The organism is Hymenobacter lutimineralis (assembly GCF_008271285.1).
GTDB classification, from domain to species: Bacteria; Bacteroidota; Bacteroidia; order Cytophagales; family Hymenobacteraceae; genus Hymenobacter; species Hymenobacter lutimineralis.
Map to the genome: position 1 here is coordinate 26,226 of NZ_VTHL01000010.1, position 17,314 is coordinate 43,539.

Genomic DNA, 17,314 nt, shown 5'->3' on the forward strand with positions numbered 1-17,314 from the left:
CAGATAGCACACTTCACTGGCGCAGAGCACATCCATCAGCACATTAGCACATTCATCCACATTAGCACATTACTTACCCAATGCAACAACCCAATCAACGCGGATTCCGACAGGCGCAGGGGGCTTCCCCGCTCGCCATTCGCACCAAGAAAAATCAGCTCAGCTCCGAGACCTACGTGCGCATGGCCCTCACGGAGGTGTGGAAGCGCGAGTGGTGGTACGCCCTGATTCCGCTGGTGGTCCTGCTGCTACCGGCCATCTTTGTGTTTTCGTGGTGGTGGGTGGTGGCCGCGGGGCTCGTAACGCTGTTGTTTGTGGTGCTGCGCTCGGCCCAGGTGCAGGCCCTGGCCCAGCACGAGCAAAGCAAAGCCTTGTTTGAGCGCGTCAACTTCGAAATCGACCAGCGCTACGTGCTCATGAAGCTCAATGACAAGCAGGGTATGAACATTCCCTGGGAAATGATTGACCGGGTGCACTTTAAGGACGCTGCCTACCAGCTGTACCTGAAAACGCCCGAAAACGCGGAAATGCCCACGGGTTGGCGCGGCTGGGTGGCCCGTACGTTTCAGGTGCCCATGTTCCTCTACATCCCCACGCGCATTTTCAACTCACCCAACGACCTGAAGCTGTTTGAATCAATGCTGCGGCGCAAGAATCTGCTGCCTGCCGAAGTTAAAGCGGCTCCGACTGCCGCTGCATAACCACGAGCCGTTCCTGTCTCGTACCTTTGTTGAACGTCCTTTGCTGAATATTCATATGAACTCAAAACATCTGCTCTTCTGCCTGGCAGGTAGCCTGGCCCTCGCTTCGTGCAGCAGCGAACCTTCCGACTGGCGCCCCGATAACAAAGTGTCGGTGGATATGGTAGCGCCCGGCACCCGTTCCAGCCAGAATTTCGACGTGGTGGAAGACCAGGCCGAAGCTAAAGCTCACGACAACGGTGGCGTAGTAGAGCGGCCCATCAGCTCGCACGTACCCTTGGACAAGCAGGCCAAGCCTACGGCCGAGCAGGCTACTACGGCCAAAGGTGCGAAAGTAGAGCCCACGAAAAACGTGGAGGAAGACCCAGATGCCGTGCTGAAACAAGACGGCGGTAAGGAGTAAGCTCTGCGGCTACGTTTGCCTACCACATGATGTATGCAGTAAAAAAAGCTGCGGCTAGCCTGGTGCTGGCCGCAGCTATTGCTTTGGCTGGCTGCCAGGGCAACACCACCGCTTCGGAGGCCAGCGCCACCGAAGTTCCGTCGGCGCAAACGGCCGCTTACCTCTGCCCCATGGGCTGCGAAGGCAGCGCCAGCAACGAGCCGGGCAAGTGTCCGGTGTGCGGCATGGATCTGGAGCACAACCCGGCCGCCAAGACCGGGGCCGCCGCCTCTGATTCGTTGTAAGCAGCCCCGTCTTATCTTGATCTTAGCTTTGTTTTCGCATGATGCAGCCTGACCCGGAGTGGTTTAGTACTTGGTTTGACTCGCCGTATTACCACTTGCTTTACCGCAACCGGGACCAGCAGGAAGCCGAGCGTTTCATTGATCAGCTACTGCTCCACCTGCGGGCCAAGCCTTCGTCCCGGCTGCTGGATCTGGCCTGCGGCAAGGGCCGCCATGCCATTTACCTCAGCGAGCAAGGCTACGATGTGACCGGGGTGGATTTGTCGCCGCAGAGTATTGCGCACGCCCGGCAGTTTGCCGGGGAGCACCTGCGCTTTCACGTGCACGACATGCGCGACCCGCTGCCCTTCGGACCGTTCGATTTCATTTTCAATCTGTTCACGAGCTTCGGGTACTTCCTGCAGGAAACGGAAAACGTGGTGGCGCTTCGCTCGGCCGCACAGGCCCTCAAGCCCGGCGGCAAGCTGGTTATCGACTTCCTGAACACGGAACGCACGGTGCGGGAGCTTGTCGCGCAGGAAGAGAAAACTGTGGAGGGCATCCCGTTCGACATCCGGCGGCACCTCGACAGTGACTTCATCGTGAAGGATATTCGCTTTACGGATGCTCAAGGCCAGCCGCAGCACTACCAGGAGCGGGTGCGGGCCCTGAGCCGGGAGTCGTTCGAAGAATACTTTGGCATGGCGGGGCTGCGCCTGGTAGAAGTGCTCGGCAACTATCAGCTGGGGCCCTTCGAGCCCGCTACCTCCCCCCGAATGATTTTTATCCTGAAAAAATAAGGCTGGATCTGAGCGGCTTACCGCTGCTTCCTAAACCTGAAGCTAGCCTGTGTGCTTTGGGCCGCTGCCTTACTCCCTACCTCACTATCTGCCCATGTGGATTGCCCTGTTCGTGCTGTTTGCCACAGTGCTGGGAGCCGGCTGGCTTACGCGCTTTGTGCCCACGGCCCATACCACCTGGATGAAGCCGTTGCTGGCATTCAGTGGCGCCTATTTGTTTACGCTCACCATCACGCACCTGCTGCCGGAGGCCCTGCAAATGTCAACTGACTCGCACCGGGTAGGGTATTTTGTGCTGGCTGGCTTTTTTGGGCAGCTGGTACTGGAGGTGTTTTCGCAGGGCGTGGAGCACGGCCACATGCACCATCATACCTCCCACGTGGGGCGCGTGCCGTTTCTGCTGCTGGGGGCCCTCGTGGTTCATTCCTTCCTGGAAGGCAGTATTATGGTGCCGGGCTCAGCTACCGGGGAAGTGGGGCAAAACTTCTACCTGATTATGGCGGGAGTGGCCCTGCACCACATTCCCGCCGCCTTTGCCCTGATGGCTACTCTGTTGCTGCGGCTGGGCAGCTTTCGGCGGGCCCTGCCTTTTCTGGTATTGTTTGCGCTGGCGTCTCCCGCCGGGGTGCTGGTGAGTAACTACGTGGTGCTGGAAGAACTCCTCACGGGCGGCTGGTACGCGGCTCTGCTAGGCCTAGTAGCCGGCAACTTCCTGCATGTTTCCACTACCATTCTGTTTGAGACCAGCCCGGAGCACCGCTTACCCTGGCCAAAGCTGCTGGCTACGGTAGCCGGCACCGGCCTGGCCCTGCTGGTAGCCTAACTCGGGGTCAGAGCACGTCGAAGGTGGGGGCGCCGCCCTGGAGAAACCGCTCCAGCTGGGCTGCCCGGGCCTGCTGCCGGCGCAGCTCACGCTGCAGCTGCAACACCCGCTGCCGGAGCAGGAGTACTACGTCTATACTTTCGGTGCCCAGGCCCAGGTCGTGGTGCAAGCGGGCTAGGCGGGCCAGGTGCTCGGGTTCCTCCTCGATGGTATCGGGGGCAGCCGCCAGACGTACCAGACCCAGTTCAGCAAATTCGCGCACAACGGCCTCGTTCAGGCCATAGCTGACGGCGCACTCGTGGTAGGTGATGGTAATGAGGTGAGTTTCCATGGCAGGTTCGTTGGGGCATTGCCAGTGCAGGATCTTACGAAAAAACGGGTGCGCTACGCTGATTTGCGGAGCGCCGCCAATTGTCGGAAAAGGTCTTTTTCCGGCTCGGTCAGGTGCTGGGGCAGCGTCAGGGTCAGCCGCAGGTACAAGTCGCCGAACTGCCCGGGCTGGCGGTACACCGGGAAGCCCTTGCCCCGCAGCCGCAGGCGGGTGCCATTGGGGGTTTCGGGCTTGATGGTGATTTTGACGGGCCCCGAGAGCGTGTCAATCTGCTGCTCGCCGCCCAGGGCCGCGGTGTACACGCTCACGGGCACATCCATGGTAAGGTCGGCTCCGGTGCGGGTATAGCGGGCGTCGGGCTTTAGGCGGAAGGTGATGTACAAGGACCCGTTGGGGCCACCATTGCGGCCGGGGGCCCCCTGGTCGCGCAAGCGGATGGTCTGCCCGTCTTCCACGCCCGGCTGAATGGTGATGCGCAGTTTCCGGTCGTTTACCGTGAGCGTGCGGGGCCCGCCGTGGTAAGCTTCTTCCAGGGACAGTTCCAGCTCGGCCTGGTAGTCCTGTCCGGCCCGGGCGCGGGCGTTGCCGCCCCGCTCGCCCCCCATGTTACCGAAGATTGAGCTGAAAAAATCGGAGAAGTCGGCTTCGTCGCCGAAGGGGCTGCTCCCACTGAAACCACCACCGCCCGGTTGCCCGTACTGAGACCAGTCGAAGCCTCCACCGCCCCGGCTGCCCGCCTGCTGGTAGCGTTGCCAGTCGGCCCCCAACTGGTCATACTTTTGCCGCTTTTCCGGGTCGCTCAGCACCTCGTTGGCCTCGTTCACTTCCTTGAAGCGCTGCTCAGCTTCCGGGTTGTTGGGATTCACATCGGGGTGATGCTGACGTGCCAGCTTGCGGTACGCCTTTTTAATCTGCTCCGGGGTAGCAGTTTTCTCTACACCCAGTACTTTGTAGTAGTCTTTGTAGTCCACTTCGTAAGAGATATGCCGCAGAATGACCGAAAAACTAACCCGCGCCGGAGCGGGCTTGGGCCTTGCACAAACGTAGCGCTATCCTCAAAGTTGTGCGCAAACGGCTGGCCTAGTTTTTGCCTTCCCGCAAAAATCGTAATTTACTTGCTTCCCACCTTGTTTTCCACCCCTTACCTTCGCTGATATGAAACGTATTATGCTGACCACTACGGCCCTGCTGCTGGCCCTTGGCTGTTGGTCGTCTGTGCAGGCTCAAACCAAACTGCCACCCCGCCGCACGGTAGCCCCCAAGCCCAAAGCAGCTGCACCTAAGGGTATTACCTTGAAAGAAGGCTATGCCATGAAGGATGGCAAGCTGATGGTAACCCGCAATGGCCACACCGACCCGGTTTCCCGCACGGAGCAGCTCGTGAATGGCACCACCATCAAAGCCGATGGCACCGTTATCATGCGCGACAGCACGCGTGTGATGATGAAAGAGGGCGATATTATGTCCTTGAGCGGCCGCCTCACCACGGTAGCCATGAAAGCCGAACAGGATAGCCTGATGAATGTGGTGAAAGAAAACACCAAAGTAAAGCTGAAATCCAAGCGCAAAGGCCGTTAGGCCAACGGGGCTTCTGGAAGCTTTTCTGGCGGGGTACTGCGGCTGTCATGCCGCAGTACCCCGCTTGCTATTGGGGCAGGGTGTAATCCTGCAGGATTTCGCGGGCTTCGGCATCAGAAGTGGCTTCTACTACTTCGTTAATCACGAACTGCACTTCCGCTTCCGTCCACTTCTGGGCTTCGGCGGCTTTCACGAAGGCCCCAAGTAAAGCAAACCGGCCGGCTGATGGGGCGGGTACCCACTGCACTTTCTTACGGATTCTCATTTTCTGTAGGAATGGTTAAGGGTGGGCGGCGCGCACCACTTTCAGCTGCACCGGGGCCACCCCAGCCTCCACAATGCCAATCTTGCGGGCTGCCTTGCGGGATAAGTCAATGATGCGGCCTTTGGCATGCGGGCCCCGGTCTGTGATGGTAACTTTCACGGAGCGGTGGTTACGCGGGTTGGTCACGCGCACGACGGTGCCGAAGGGCAGCGTATTGTGCGCCGCCGTGCGCTTGCTTGCCCGGTATACGGTGCCGCTGGCGGTTTTTCGGCCGTTAAATTTATCGGCGTAGTACGAGGCCTGCCCGGTTTGGGTAAAAGCCCGGGAGCCGGCACAGCCGGCAAGTGCACTCAGGAAAAGGCAAAAAATCAACAAACGCATACCGGCAATAATAGGCAAAGCTAGTGAGAGGCTGCCGAGCGGGGCCGGGTGGCCGGAATGCGCAGGGCCAGCAGGTTCTGGAAATTTCCCTTAAGCACATTGAAATCTACGGTGCCTTTGATGCCCGGAATATAGGATTCGTCGGAGTGCTGCCAGATAATCCACTTCTCACGGTCCAGGGCCGGTTTTTCTACCTCATAATGGGCCAGCCAGAGTGGGTATTGGTCGAAGTGCCCGGCCAGGTAGCGGCGGTAGAAGCTATAGTTGGAGTACAGAATGGGCCGCACGCCGTAGTGCCGCTCCACCAGGCGCAGCCAGGTAGCAATGCCGCGCCGCATCTGGGCCACATCATGAAACTCCTGGGCCTCTACATCCAATACCGGCGGCAGGTCGCCGGGCCGCAAGTCGGCGGTTTTTACGAATAAGTCGGCCTGCTGGCGCCCATCGTAGTTAGGCTGAAAGTAGTGGTAAGCCCCGCAGTAGATGCCCGCGCGCCGGGCCTCGCGCAGGTTTCGCTGAAACCGGGCGTCGCGCAGGGTTACGCCTTCCGTGGCTTTCAGGAAAGCAAAGCGGACGTTGTTTTCGGCTACCCGTGTCCAGTTGATATGCCCTTGGTAGGCCGACACGTCTATGCCATGCACTGTGTAGCCCGTGAGCAGGGGCGTGCGCTCCTGCCCGGTGAGGCGGTGGCTGATGAGCGTAGCGTAGGCCCGGCGCGCGTAGCGATGCACCTGCCGCTGGTAAAGCAGGTAGAAACCCAACGCGCCTAGTAGTAGGAGCACAGCTAGGCTCCGCAGCGCCAACCCCCAGCGGGATTTGTGGCGGCGCGTAGCAGCAGGGCGGGAACGGCTCACAGACGGTTGCATAGCCGAAGTAACGCAGGAAGCACGGTTTCTGATGCCCGAAGCGCCAACAAATAGCCGACCAGCGTACCTGAATACCGTACTTTTGTGCGAAACCAATCCTTTGCTTATGGCTTCTACCGCTGATGATGCCCGCGACGAATCAGGGCACTTAATTCGTGAGCTGCACGGCGTCACGCTGGCGCAAATCCTGGAGTATCTGGTATTGCACTACGGCTGGGCCGAGCTGGACAGCCGTATCCGCATCAACTGCTTTGCCGTGAACCCCAGCATCAAGTCCAGCCTCACATTTCTGCGGCGCACGCCCTGGGCCCGCGCCAAGGTAGAGGCCCTGTACGTGCAGGCGCGTACGGCCGAAGTGCTGGGTAGGAAGAAGCCGTAACTGCTTGTTTAATATAGATTTATTTCTATAACACAAAATTTTATTCTACGTACAGGGGCTCATTCCACCCCGCGTGCCGGTTCCTGGTACGCGTCTTGCAACCACTCCGGCAGCAAGACCTTTTCACCTTTCACCCCCTGTGTTATGAACGCCTTCCTTCGCAATATTTCCGCCCTCACCCTGTTTGCCGGCTCTTTTGTAGTGAGCACCAACGCTACGGCCCAGGCCGTGCAGCAAGGTAATGGCGCCCTCGTGCAGAAAACCGACCGCTCGGTGTGTATGACGGCCGACCTGACGGGCCTGAGCACCTGCGTAAACATGAACCAGACGCAGTACCTGATTACGCCTTCCGGCAACGAAACCTCCGTTTGGAAAGGCACGGTACCCGCCGAGCTGCGTCCCGCCAAAACCCTGGTGAAGGACGCTACCTGGCAGGAGCGGGGCCGCACCTTCGATACGCACTCGGTAACCACCCCCGATGGTAAAATCTCCCTGACGCTTCACTATAAGGCCAACGGCGCCAAGTAAGCGCTGCAACGGCAGTAAGTCGTATTTTCGAAGCCAGCCGCCTCCCGCGGCTGGCTTTTTTGTGGGCGTTGCCGTTTAGGAATTTTTATGAAAGACATTGCCGAAAAATCGGGGCCTGGGGCTTTGCTGCTGGGGCTGCTGGGGTTTCTGACCTTCGAGACGGGGGCATTCTACGTGCTTCGGTTCCTTACGGCCAGCTTGGGCGAAACCAACCAGTATCAACCCGAAAATACCATCGTCAGCAACTGGGTGAAAACGGTGGTGTTTCTGCTGCTCTACCTCGCGCTGCTGATTGGGGCAATGCTGCTGCTGAGCAACCGCCTGCCCCGGCGCTACCGCGGACAGGTGATGGGCTGGTTTTACCTGGCCCTGCTCACGGGCTTTGTACTGCTGATACCGCTGTTTAATTAAGCTTACGGCAAAAAAAAGCCACTGCCTGGGGCAGTGGCTGGGAAACCTGAGGCCGGTCGGTCCCGGCGGTATATAGAGCCGCAGAACGGCAGGTTACTGACGACGGATATTTATTTCGCGGGGCTGGTTGGTGGCATCCTGGTACGGAATGCGGACCAGCAGCTCCGGGCCTTCGTGCACTGCGTCAATGCGCGACAGGTCCAGGGTATCGGGCAGCTCCAGGGAGCGGATAAACAGGGGGGCTGCGAGCGTGGCCTCTGGTTCGTGCCGGTACTCGGCATACACGGTGAGCTGCTGGTTGTGCAAGACCACGTGAAAGTTTTCGGGATGCACCGATGGCGCCGCTACCCGGATAACGACGCCCTTCTCGCGCTTATCTACGCGCATCGTAGCCTGCGCAATGCCTCCACCCAGCGTGTTCAGCAGGTCGAGTTGCGGAGCTATGGTGCGAATAAATTCTGGGCTGATGAGCTTCATGGGTTGGTTCCTTTCTTGGTTCGCATACCCTTATGCAAAGGGCATACCAGCCCCAAAGCCTGAGCTTTTTTGCGCCAGAATGACGGCCGGTAACTGGCTTATAAACGCCCTTTTACGCCATAATGGCGGCTACGCCGCGGTTTCTCTCTGCAAACAGAATTGGGAGACTCACCGAAAAAGCTAAAACGGGTAGCAACCCCCGGCCATATGCCGGTATCTTTGTCTGCGGCGCAGCCCGCCGGTACGTTTGGCGGCCGGACTGGTTGGTATATATCCCGTAGCATCATCTGTATACTGTATATGGACAAAGGAAAAAAAGCCCTGATTTTCATCTTCATCACGATTGTGGTTGATGTGATTGGGCTGGGCATCATCATTCCCGTGTTGCCGCGGCTGATTGAGCAGCTCACGGGGGAGGGCCTGAGCGAGGCAGCGCAGTATGCGGGCTGGCTCACCTTTGCCTATGCCGTCATGCAGTTTTTGTGTTCTCCCGTGCTGGGCGGCCTCAGCGACCGGTACGGGCGGCGGCCGGTGCTTCTGTTTTCCTTGCTGGGACTGGGCATCGACTACCTGTTTCTGGCCCTGGCCCCTTCCATTGCCTGGCTGTTTGTGGGGCGCCTGATTGCGGGCGCCGCGGGGGCCAGCTTCACTACCGCCACCGCGTACATCGCCGACGTAAGCACCCCCGAAAAACGGGCGCAGAACTTTGGCCTCGTGGGGGCGGCGTTTGGATTGGGCTTCACCATTGGGCCGGCTCTGGGTGGATGGTTCAGCCACCTGGGGCCCAGGGCGCCCTTTGTGGTAGCAGCCGTATTGAGCCTGCTCAACTTCCTGTACGGCTACTTTGTGCTGCCCGAGTCGTTAACGGCGGTCAACCGACGGGCCTTTGAGTGGAAGCGCGCCAATCCTGTGGGCTCGTTGCTGCAGCTGCGCCGCTACCCGGTGGTGGCCGGGCTGGTAATTACCCTGGTGCTCGTGTACATAGGGGCCCACGCCGTGCAGTCTACCTGGACGTACTACACTATGCTCAAGTTTGGCTGGACGGAGGCCTGGGTGGGCTATTCGCTGGGGGTGGTAGGCCTGCTCACGGCGCTGGTGCAAGGCGGGCTTATCCGGGTGCTGCTGCCGCGGCTGGGGCAGCGCAACGCCGTGTACGTGGGGCTGCTGCTGTACGTCATTGGGCTGACCCTCTTTGCTCTGGCCGGCCGCAGCTGGCAGATGTTTGCCTTTCTGGTGCCGTACTGCCTGGGCGGAATTACCGGGCCCGCGCTGCAGGGCATTATTTCCGGGCAGGTGCCGGCCAATGAGCAGGGCGAGCTGCAAGGCGGCCTGACCAGCCTGATTAGCCTCACTTCCATCATCGGGCCGCTGCTGATGACGAACCTGTTTGCCTATTTCACCCGCGCTACTGCCCCGGTCTATTTTCCCGGAGCGCCCTTCGTGCTGGGCTCCCTGCTGGCCCTGGCGGGGCTGCTGTTTTCGCTCCGCTCCCTGGCCCAATACCGGCAGCCCGAGTCCGCCGCAGTGCCCGGCGCCGATGCCCTACCGGTACACTAACCCCTTGTCCACTTACTGACGATGCTTACCGTTCGCCTCGCCCAGGAACCCGACTTGCCCGCTATTGAGCAGCTTATCCGGCGCGTAGTGCCCCTGATGCACGCCGCGGGCAACTTTCAATGGGAAGCTTCCTATCCCAATGCAGTTGTATTCCGGCAGGACATAAGCCGCGGGCAGCTCTGGGTAGCGGAGTGGGAAGGCCAGGTCGCCGGCGTAGCCGCCCTCACCACCGACCAGGATGCCGAGTACGCCCAGGCCAACTGGGATGCTGCCGAGGAAGCGCTGGTTACCCACCGACTAGCCGTAGACCCCGCCGCGCAGGGCCGGGGCATTGCCGCCGCCCTGCTGCAGCAGGCCGAAACGTTGGCCCGGGCCCGGGGGCTGCACAGCCTGCGCGTCGATACCAACTCCGAAAACCAGGCTACGCAGCGGCTGTTCCCCAAGCTGGGCTACCGCTTTGCCGGAGAAATTACCCTGGCCTTCCGGCCGGGCCTGCGGTTCTACTGCTACGAAAAACGCCTCGACTAGCCAGGCGCTACTGCCTGCTTTGAAACTAACCGGGGTTAGCTGCGGAGCCCGGAATTGAGCGGCCCGCGCCCTGTCCGGAAAGCCTCGTTGATGGCTTGCGCAAGGCGGCGGAATACTTTACTCTTGCCAGGTGCCAAACTTGCCGGCCTGGTAATCGGCGTAGGCTTGGCGAATTTCGGCTTCTGAGTTCATGACAAAGGGGCCGTAAGCAACAATCGGCTCCCCAAACGGGCGGGCGTGGCCCAGCAGCAGCACGGCATCCGCGCTCTGGGCTTCCACGTGCAGGTCGTTGCCGTCGTAGTTGAACTCCACCAGTTGCCGGGCCTCGGCGGACTGCCCATTTACTTGAAGCTTACCCCGAATAACGTAGCAGAAGATGGTGTGCTCGGCCGGAATGGTGAGGCTGAGCTTGCCTCCCTGCTGAAACTGCACCGTAGCCAGGGCTACCCCCGCCGGCGACTCAACCGCGCCCTGCGTGCCACTCCAGGTGCCCGATACTGCCTGCAGCTGCACCCGCCCTTCGTCCAGCGTGACCACCGGAATCTGGCTGGCTTGCAGGCCGGTATAGCGTGGTGCCACCATCTTGTCCTTAGCCGGCAGGTTCACCCACAGCTGCAGAATTTCCAGCGGGCCGCCGGTTTGCTTGAACGCGTCGGAGGAAACTTCGGAGTGAATCAGGCCGCTGCCCGCCGTCATCCACTGAATACCGCCCGCTTCAATCACGCTCTGGTGGCCGCCGCTGTCCTGGTGCATAATGTCGCCTTCCAGAATAAACGTCACGGTTTCGAAGCCCCGGTGGGGGTGGGGCCCAAAGGGCAGCCCGCGGTTGCTGGGCGGATATACCTGCGGGCCGTGGTGGTTTAAGAACAAAAACGGGTCGAGGTGCTCGACACTGCGGGTGGGCAGCGCCCGGTACGTGATGAGGTCGGCAATGGGCGCGCTCTGGGCACGGTGCAGCTGTTTGATGGTGCGCATAGAAAGGAAAAAAGGCTGGCTTTCTGCATACCGCCTCCCCGGCCAGATAGTTTTGCCGCCGCCTGGAAAACCTGGCGGCCCGGCCCGGAGTTTATCCACCTTCATCCCACTGTTCCACCTGTCATGCCTGCTTTATTTTCTCCGTTCACGCTTCGCAGCCTCACCCTGAAAAACCGGCTGGTGGTATCCCCCATGTGCATGTACAGTGCCCAGGACGGGTTTGCCAACGACTGGCACCTCGTGCACCTGGGTAGCCGGGCCGTGGGCGGGGCCGCCCTTATCATTCAGGAAGCCACCGCCGTTTCAGCCGCCGGGCGCATCACCCCCGACGACCTAGGCATCTGGCAGGACGACCATATTCCCTTCCTGCGCCGCATCACCGAGTTTATCAAAGCCCAGGGCGCCGTGGCCGGCATCCAGCTGGCCCACGCCGGCCGCAAGGCCAGCCACGCCAGCCCCTGGAAAGGGGGCGAAGCCCTGCCCGAACAAGCCGGGAGCTGGACCACGGTAGCCCCCAGCCCGGTCCCGTTCACTGCAGCGGAGCCCACGCCGCAGGCTTTATCCGTGGCTGAAATCCAGCAGGTAGTAGCCAATTTCCAAGTGGCCGCCGGGCGGGCCCTGGCGGCCGGGTACCAGGTAATTGAGCTGCACGCGGCCCACGGCTACCTCCTGCACGAGTTTATGTCGCCGCTCAGCAACCAGCGCACCGATGCCTACGGCGGCTCCTTCGAGAACCGCATCCGGCTGCTGGTGGAGGTAGTGCAGGCCACCCGCGCTGTGTGGCCGGCCGAGCTGCCGCTGTTGGTGCGTATTTCAGCAACCGATTGGACCCCGGGCGGCTGGACGGTCGACGACTCGGTGGCGCTGGCGGCAGTATTGCTTAACCATGGAGTAGACTTGCTGGACTGCTCTACGGGCGGCAACGTGGCCCAGGCAACCATACCTGTCGGGCCACTCTACCAAGTGCCGTTTGCGGAGCGCATCCGCCGCGAAACCGGGATGCCCACCGGGGCGGTAGGGCTCATTACCTTGGCCCAGGAAGCCGAAGCCATTATAGCCCGCGGGCAGGCCGATCTGGTGCTGCTGGCCCGGGAGCTGCTGCGCGACCCGTATTTCCCGCTGCACGCGGCCCAGGCGTTGGGCGCCGAAGTGCCCTGGCCCGATCAGTACCTACGAGCTAAACCCCGCTAACTTTTGGATAATAAGCAGTGGCTAGAGCTACTCATAAAACGTTAAAAAGGGCTGTTTCCAGTTTGGAAACAGCCCTTTTTGAAATTAGAGAAAATAATTCTCAGCCAATGGTCACACTTATTACGGAATATTCGTAGAATTACGAAAGATTCGTAATAAGGCTATGGAACGACTGACTTCCCCCGAAGAAGAGGCCATGCGCGCTTTCTGGCAGCTACAGGGTGGCTTCATCAAAGATGCGTTGGAGCTACTGCCCAAGCCCCGGCCGCCCTACACTACGCTGGCTTCCACTGTGCGCAACCTCGAGCGCAAAGGCTACCTGCGGAGCGAGAAGCTGGGCAACACCTTCCGCTTCACTCCCCTGATACCGGAGGAAGACTACCGGAAGCGGTTCCTAGGCACCTTTGTGGGTGACTATTTCCGAAACTCCTACAAAGAGCTGGTGTCGTTTTTCGCGCAGGAGCAGCAAATCAGTGCCGAGGAGCTGAAGGAAATCATTGCCATGATTGAAAAGCAGCCTCCCCAGAAATGATACCGGACCTGCTGCTTTACTTACTGAAGGCCAACGGGGTGCTGTTGCTGCTGCTGGGGCTGTACTACGCCCTGCTGCGCCGGCTTACCTTTCACCAACTCAACCGGGCCTATCTGCTGGGGGCCGGCGTTTTCTCGCTGCTGTACCCTGTTTTGGATGTAGCTGTGCTGCTGCCGGCTCCGGCGGCATTGCGCGAAGTGGTTTTCCCCGCCTGGGCTGTCGATAGCCAACAGGCTGATGGTGTGCCCACTCACTTGGCTCCCGATTATGGTAGCTGGCTGCTGGTCCTGTACTGGGCGGGCGTGGTGGTGCTGGCGCTACGCCTTCTGGTGCAGGGGGCCTCATTGGCGGGCATGCACCGGGCTTCCCGGCCCGCCGTCATCGTGGGCGTGCCGTTTCGCCAGGTAGCGGCCGATGTGAATCCTTTCTCGTTTTGGCAAACCATCTACCTGAACCCGGACCAGCACGGCCCTGCAGATCTTCCGGCCATTCTCTTGCACGAGCGGGTGCATGTGCGGCAATGGCATACGCTGGATGTACTGGCTGGCCACCTGCTGCGCATCATCGGTTGGTTTAGCCCCGGCGCGTGGCTGCTGCTCCGGGCCATGCAGGAAAACCTGGAGTTCATCACCGATGAGGAAGTGCTACGCACCCATCAGCTTGATGCCAAGCAATATCAATACAGCCTCGTGCGGCTGAGCACCCTGGCGCCGGGCCCAGCGCTGGTAACACCCTTTTCCTTTATCACGCTCAAAAACCGAATTCAAATGATGAATGCTCACCAATCTTCCCGTAAACAGGCGGCCCGGTACCTGCTGGTGCTGCCCCTGGCCCTAGGGCTGCTAAGCTTCTCCTCGCCCGCCGCTACCTCGGCCGTGTTGGCACCCGTTGCGGCACCGGCTTCTTCCGGCCCGGACGTGACCACACCGACGACCATCAGCGCCCTGCCGCCCAGTGCCCTGGCCTATATTGTGCAGCAGTACCCGGGCTACCGCCTTATCGGTGTATCGGAGGTGCGGGCCGCCGATGGCTCCAATCTGCGCTACAAGGCCGAAATTGCCATTGGCCGCCGCCCCGAGCATGTGCTGTTTGACCCCAAGGGCGCACCCGTGGCGGAGGTGGCTGCCGTCGAGCCCCTGTACTACCTCGATGGCAAAGCCACCTCCAAAAGCGAAGTGGATAAGCTTGATCCTAAAACCTTGGCCGATATGCACGTACTGAAAGGGGAGCCCGCCCGCGCCCTGTTCGGCGACCAAGCTGCCGATGGCGTAGTGTTGATTACCACAAAGGCCAATGCCAACTCGGCGGCCGTGCTGGCCCTCAACAAACGGGTAGAAGCGGTAGCGCCCAAGGAAAAGCTCAACATGGGCGAAGCTCTTATCCTGGTGAATGGCAAAGAAACCACGGAGGCTGACCTACGCAAAATTTCAGCTGCCAGCATTAAGGAAATGCGCGTGCTGAAAGGAACCGAAGCGGAAAAGCAGTATGGTGCCAAAGGCAGCAAAGGCGTGGTCATCGTCACCACGAAATAGCCTGCCCAAGTGGTGGTATAAAGCAAAGGCCCGCTGCCGGATGGCAGCGGGCCTTTGCTTTGGTGCTAAAGACTGGCAGCCGGTTACTTAGCCGCGGCAGTCGGGGGTAGAATCCAGTCGTGAATGGTTTCCAGAGCCAGAGGGGAAAACACGGGCTGCGACTGGCCGCCCACTAAGGGCCATTCTACCATGGGCGGCTGAAACTGGTGGTTTACGCCTTCCAGGCGCTTGGTGGTCAGGTCGCCATTATTTTTCAGGGCTTTTTCGAGGGGAGGCAGGTTGGTGGCCGGGTTCACCTGGGCATCTTCGGTACCGTGCAGCAGCAGTACCGGGCAGCGCACCCCGCCCAGCCCCTGCAGCGGACTGAAGTCAAGGTAATAGCGGTACCAGGGGGTGGTCATCCACTCGGCTGTGGAGAGTACCTGAGCCGCGGGCATCTCGGGATAGAACTGGCGGAGCATATTTTCCAGAATGGCGCGCGCCTGGGTATTGTCAGCCGTCTGCCGCACGACATCAATCAGCGTCTGCTGCTTTTTGAGGTTAGCCTCCACCTGCTTTTTCTGGGCGCTGCGCTGGCGCATCTGCTGCTGGGCCAGGAAGGTTTCAATCTGGGCGGAGTTGGCGCCCGTGGCACGCATTTTCTCGGCCTGCCGCCGAATGTCCTGCTGGGCTATTTCCTGGCGGCGGGCCTCGGCGGCCTGGGCCGTATCGGGCTGGCCATCGGCCCGGCCCAGGGCCTGCTGGTAAGCTAGATGCTCCCGGCCAACTACGCCCGTTGCCGCGAGGGAAACCACGAAGGCCGGGGGCAGGGGCTGCGCCGCCGCGAGCAGGGCTACGTTGCCGCCCTCGCCGTGGCCCAGCAGCCCCAGCCGCGTAACGTCGAGCAGGGGGCGGGTGCGCAGAAAGTTGAGGGCTGCCTGGGCGTCCTGCACGCGCAGGGGCGTGGTAATCTGGCGCGAGTCGCCGGTGGAGCGGCCCGTGCCGCGGTCATCAAAGCGCAGCACGGCCACGCGGTGCCGCGTCAGGTAATCGGCCAGGCTGCCAAACAGGTTGTAGTCGACGAATGGGGCGTCGCGGGTTTGCAGGCCCATGTCGGAGAGCAGAACCACGGCGGGGAAGGGGCCTTCCCCGGCCGGCGTGGTGAGCGTGCCGCTCAGCTGGGTGCCATCGGACACGCTGATGGTTACTTCCTCGATGCGGTAAGGCGGCTGAAACTTGAAGTTCTTGGGCGGAGGCGGCAGAGGAGAGTAGCGCAGCGTGAGGGCCGTCTTGTACCCGGGCTGCTCCCACTGGCCCGTGAGCTGGGGACCGTCGGGGAGGCGGCGGCTGACGAAGCGGCACCCCACCTCAGCCGAGGTAAACGTAACGGTGTCGCCCTTCACCAGCACCTCCATGGGCACGCGGTTCAGGCGCTGCTGCGGCACATCGAGAGAAGCAAAATAGGCGTTGTTGGCCAGCTCCGTAATGGCAATGCGCACCTCCAGCTTGCCCCCGGGTACGGGCAGCGGGCCCTGCCACTGACCTTCGAGGCGCAGGCGGGCCGAAGCTCCCGAAGCAGCAGGCGCGGGAGAGGGCGGAGTGGTTTGTGCGGAGGCCAGCTGCGCGACCAGCAGGCACAACAGGCAGCCCCAACCCAGGCGGGTAAAAAATAATTTCATTCCGGCAAAAGCAACAGAGGTGTATTAGCAACGTGTAAGGTAGCCACCGTCACGCTGGTACACAAACGGCGTAGCGCCGCGCAGCTACTGTGCAGGTTGATGAAGGAAAAAGCTAGGGCAGCAATACCCGGTCGATGACGTGTACCACCCCGTTGGTGCACTGCACATCAGGAATAACCATGGAAGCAGCGGTGGGGTTGCTGGCCCCCTTTACGGTGAGGACACCATTGGTAAAAGGCCCAAAGGTGAGCGGGCTGCCGCCCAGGGGGGTAGCCGAAGCCGGCAGCTGCGGGGTAAACTGCCCGCCCGGCACCACGTGGTTGAGCAGCACGTTGGTTACCACGTTCTTGGGCAGTTTGCGGATATCCGCCGGCTTATCCAGGGCCACGCCTAGGGTGCGGCCCAGCTCCTGAAAGGCCGCATCGGTGGGGGCAAACACGGTGTATTGCGGGCTACCCTTCGAAAGGGCACCGGCCAGCTCGCAGTACAGCACGGCCTCTACCAGGTAGGTCAGCTCCGGCTTCACGAAAACCTGCCCCTGGCTCAGGGCCACGGCCGACTGCACAATGTCGGCATTGGTGGCCAGCAGCACTTTATCGATGACGTGGACCGTGCCGTTGGCCGTGACAATGTCGGTGCTCAGAATGCGGGAGCCGTTCACGTAGGTGTCGTTGCCGCGCTTGAAGTAGCGCCGCGCTACGCCCAGGGCCGAACCCGAGGAGCCCCCCGCCTGCAGCGTACTGCCCTGAAGGGCGCCATTGGCCACGTGGTAGTAAAGGGTGTTTTGCAAAAATGGCCGCTGCAGAACCAGCAGATCGGCTGCCTGCCGCAAACCGAGCCGGGCAAAGGCATCGTTGGTGGGCGCGAAGACGGTGAAAAATCCGTTGCTCTGCGGGGCCGGGTTTTTGTTGGACAGCAGTTCTACTACGCCCCCGCGCACGGCGGCGTCTTCCAGCATCTGGAAGTCAGGGTTGGCTACGGCCAGCGCGGCAATAGAGGGGTCGGTATCGGGGGAAGAGCAGCCCAGCAGCAGAAGACCGCCGCAGAGAAGCCCGCCCAGGCGGGAGCGTAAAGAGTAGAGCATGCAATAGAGGGAAGAGGAGTGGCAGAACAAGCAGTCAGACTCAGCAGAGCG

23 protein-coding genes are annotated in these 17,314 nt (G+C 60.9%); 14 read left to right on the forward strand and 9 right to left on the reverse strand.

Going from position 1 to position 17,314, the window contains the following annotated elements:
- Positions 1 to 80 precede the first annotated feature (80 nt).
- The 5 genes from FY528_RS10725 to FY528_RS10745 all read left to right on the forward strand — a co-directional run bounded on the left by FY528_RS10725 (position 81) and on the right by FY528_RS10745 (position 2,990).
- Positions 81 to 701 carry a hypothetical protein gene (locus FY528_RS10725; RefSeq protein WP_149071008.1) on the forward strand — a complete coding sequence of 207 codons (621 nt, stop codon included), beginning with the start codon at positions 81 to 83 and terminating at the stop codon, positions 699 to 701.
- A gap of 55 nt (positions 702 to 756) precedes the next feature.
- A complete protein-coding gene (locus FY528_RS10730; RefSeq protein ID WP_149071009.1) occupies positions 757 to 1,104 on the forward strand; it encodes a hypothetical protein in 348 nt (115 codons plus the stop codon).
- 26 nt (positions 1,105 to 1,130) lie between these two features.
- Positions 1,131 to 1,388, forward strand: a complete 258-nt coding sequence (locus FY528_RS10735; protein ID WP_149071010.1) for a heavy metal-binding domain-containing protein — start codon at positions 1,131 to 1,133, stop codon at positions 1,386 to 1,388.
- Positions 1,389 to 1,426: 38 nt separating this feature from the next.
- Positions 1,427 to 2,167 (forward strand): class I SAM-dependent methyltransferase, encoded by a 741-nt coding sequence (locus tag FY528_RS10740; protein ID WP_308418675.1) that lies wholly within the window; start codon positions 1,427 to 1,429, stop codon positions 2,165 to 2,167.
- Positions 2,168 to 2,261: 94 nt separating this feature from the next.
- Positions 2,262 to 2,990: a ZIP family metal transporter gene (locus FY528_RS10745; RefSeq protein ID WP_149071011.1), complete on the forward strand. Its 729-nt coding sequence runs from the start codon at positions 2,262 to 2,264 to the stop codon at positions 2,988 to 2,990.
- 7 nt (positions 2,991 to 2,997) lie between these two features.
- Here FY528_RS10745 and FY528_RS10750 read toward each other — a convergent pair whose 3' ends face one another.
- Both FY528_RS10750 and FY528_RS10755 read right to left on the reverse strand, forming a co-directional pair.
- Positions 2,998 to 3,321, reverse strand: a complete 324-nt coding sequence (locus tag FY528_RS10750) for a chaperone modulator CbpM (protein WP_149071012.1) — start codon at positions 3,319 to 3,321, stop codon at positions 2,998 to 3,000.
- 53 nt (positions 3,322 to 3,374) lie between these two features.
- Complete coding sequence (locus FY528_RS10755; RefSeq protein ID WP_149071013.1) at positions 3,375 to 4,292, reverse strand: DnaJ C-terminal domain-containing protein; 918 nt, start codon at positions 4,290 to 4,292, stop codon at positions 3,375 to 3,377.
- Positions 4,293 to 4,476: 184 nt separating this feature from the next.
- On the opposite strand from FY528_RS10755, the gene FY528_RS10760 reads away from it, so the two are divergent.
- Positions 4,477 to 4,899: a DUF6799 domain-containing protein gene (locus tag FY528_RS10760; RefSeq protein ID WP_149071014.1), complete on the forward strand. Its 423-nt coding sequence runs from the start codon at positions 4,477 to 4,479 to the stop codon at positions 4,897 to 4,899.
- A gap of 67 nt (positions 4,900 to 4,966) precedes the next feature.
- On the opposite strand, the gene FY528_RS10765 is transcribed toward FY528_RS10760, so the two are convergent.
- Genes FY528_RS10765 through FY528_RS10775 form a run of 3 tightly spaced genes read right to left on the reverse strand, consistent with a single transcriptional unit; the run spans position 4,967 to position 6,327 of the window.
- Positions 4,967 to 5,164, reverse strand: a complete 198-nt coding sequence (locus tag FY528_RS10765) for a hypothetical protein (protein ID WP_149071015.1) — start codon at positions 5,162 to 5,164, stop codon at positions 4,967 to 4,969.
- Positions 5,165 to 5,179: 15 nt separating this feature from the next.
- A complete protein-coding gene (locus FY528_RS10770; RefSeq protein WP_149071016.1) occupies positions 5,180 to 5,545 on the reverse strand; it encodes a septal ring lytic transglycosylase RlpA family protein in 366 nt (121 codons plus the stop codon).
- Positions 5,546 to 5,565: 20 nt separating this feature from the next.
- Positions 5,566 to 6,327, reverse strand: a complete 762-nt coding sequence (locus FY528_RS10775) for a glycoside hydrolase family 25 protein (protein ID WP_187632078.1) — start codon at positions 6,325 to 6,327, stop codon at positions 5,566 to 5,568.
- A 190-nt stretch (positions 6,328 to 6,517) separates the two neighbouring features.
- Here FY528_RS10775 and FY528_RS10780 point away from each other — a divergent pair, with 190 nt between their 5' ends.
- The 3 genes from FY528_RS10780 to FY528_RS10790 all read left to right on the forward strand — a co-directional run bounded on the left by FY528_RS10780 (position 6,518) and on the right by FY528_RS10790 (position 7,729).
- Positions 6,518 to 6,790 (forward strand): VF530 family protein, encoded by a 273-nt coding sequence (locus FY528_RS10780; protein ID WP_149071018.1) that lies wholly within the window; start codon positions 6,518 to 6,520, stop codon positions 6,788 to 6,790.
- Between the two features lie 144 nt (positions 6,791 to 6,934).
- A complete protein-coding gene (locus tag FY528_RS10785; RefSeq protein WP_149071019.1) occupies positions 6,935 to 7,318 on the forward strand; it encodes a hypothetical protein in 384 nt (127 codons plus the stop codon).
- A gap of 87 nt (positions 7,319 to 7,405) precedes the next feature.
- Entirely contained in the window at positions 7,406 to 7,729 is a 324-nt protein-coding gene (locus tag FY528_RS10790; protein ID WP_149071020.1) for a hypothetical protein, read from the forward strand.
- A 93-nt stretch (positions 7,730 to 7,822) separates the two neighbouring features.
- Here FY528_RS10790 and FY528_RS10795 read toward each other — a convergent pair whose 3' ends face one another.
- Positions 7,823 to 8,206 carry an Hsp20/alpha crystallin family protein gene (locus tag FY528_RS10795; protein WP_149071021.1) on the reverse strand — a complete coding sequence of 128 codons (384 nt, stop codon included), beginning with the start codon at positions 8,204 to 8,206 and terminating at the stop codon, positions 7,823 to 7,825.
- 300 nt (positions 8,207 to 8,506) lie between these two features.
- Here FY528_RS10795 and FY528_RS10800 point away from each other — a divergent pair, with 300 nt between their 5' ends.
- Positions 8,507 to 9,763, forward strand: a complete 1,257-nt coding sequence (locus tag FY528_RS10800) for a TCR/Tet family MFS transporter (RefSeq protein ID WP_149071022.1) — start codon at positions 8,507 to 8,509, stop codon at positions 9,761 to 9,763.
- A gap of 21 nt (positions 9,764 to 9,784) precedes the next feature.
- The gene (locus FY528_RS10805) at positions 9,785 to 10,291 is read left to right on the forward strand and encodes a GNAT family N-acetyltransferase (RefSeq protein ID WP_149071023.1); all 507 of its coding nucleotides are present in this window, start codon (positions 9,785 to 9,787) and stop codon (positions 10,289 to 10,291) included.
- Positions 10,292 to 10,408: 117 nt separating this feature from the next.
- Here FY528_RS10805 and FY528_RS10810 read toward each other — a convergent pair whose 3' ends face one another.
- Complete coding sequence (locus tag FY528_RS10810; protein ID WP_149071024.1) at positions 10,409 to 11,266, reverse strand: pirin family protein; 858 nt, start codon at positions 11,264 to 11,266, stop codon at positions 10,409 to 10,411.
- Between the two features lie 123 nt (positions 11,267 to 11,389).
- On the opposite strand from FY528_RS10810, the gene FY528_RS10815 reads away from it, so the two are divergent.
- From FY528_RS10815 to FY528_RS10825, 3 genes are all read left to right on the forward strand, one after another.
- Positions 11,390 to 12,457 (forward strand): NADH:flavin oxidoreductase/NADH oxidase, encoded by a 1,068-nt coding sequence (locus FY528_RS10815; protein ID WP_149071025.1) that lies wholly within the window; start codon positions 11,390 to 11,392, stop codon positions 12,455 to 12,457.
- A 163-nt stretch (positions 12,458 to 12,620) separates the two neighbouring features.
- On the forward strand, positions 12,621 to 12,989 hold the full coding sequence (locus FY528_RS10820) for a BlaI/MecI/CopY family transcriptional regulator (protein ID WP_149071026.1): 369 nt from the start codon (positions 12,621 to 12,623) through the stop codon (positions 12,987 to 12,989).
- The gene (locus FY528_RS10825) at positions 12,986 to 14,521 is read left to right on the forward strand and encodes a M56 family metallopeptidase (protein WP_149071027.1); all 1,536 of its coding nucleotides are present in this window, start codon (positions 12,986 to 12,988) and stop codon (positions 14,519 to 14,521) included. The genes FY528_RS10820 and FY528_RS10825 overlap by 4 nt, the downstream gene beginning before the upstream one ends.
- Positions 14,522 to 14,604: 83 nt before the next feature.
- Here the strand turns inward: FY528_RS10825 and FY528_RS10830 are convergent, their stop codons facing one another.
- On the reverse strand, positions 14,605 to 16,179 hold the full coding sequence (locus FY528_RS10830) for an alpha/beta fold hydrolase (protein ID WP_149071028.1): 1,575 nt from the start codon (positions 16,177 to 16,179) through the stop codon (positions 14,605 to 14,607).
- Positions 16,180 to 16,291: 112 nt separating this feature from the next.
- Positions 16,292 to 17,263, reverse strand: a complete 972-nt coding sequence (locus FY528_RS10835) for a fasciclin domain-containing protein (protein ID WP_149071029.1) — start codon at positions 17,261 to 17,263, stop codon at positions 16,292 to 16,294.
- Positions 17,264 to 17,314 lie beyond the last annotated feature (51 nt).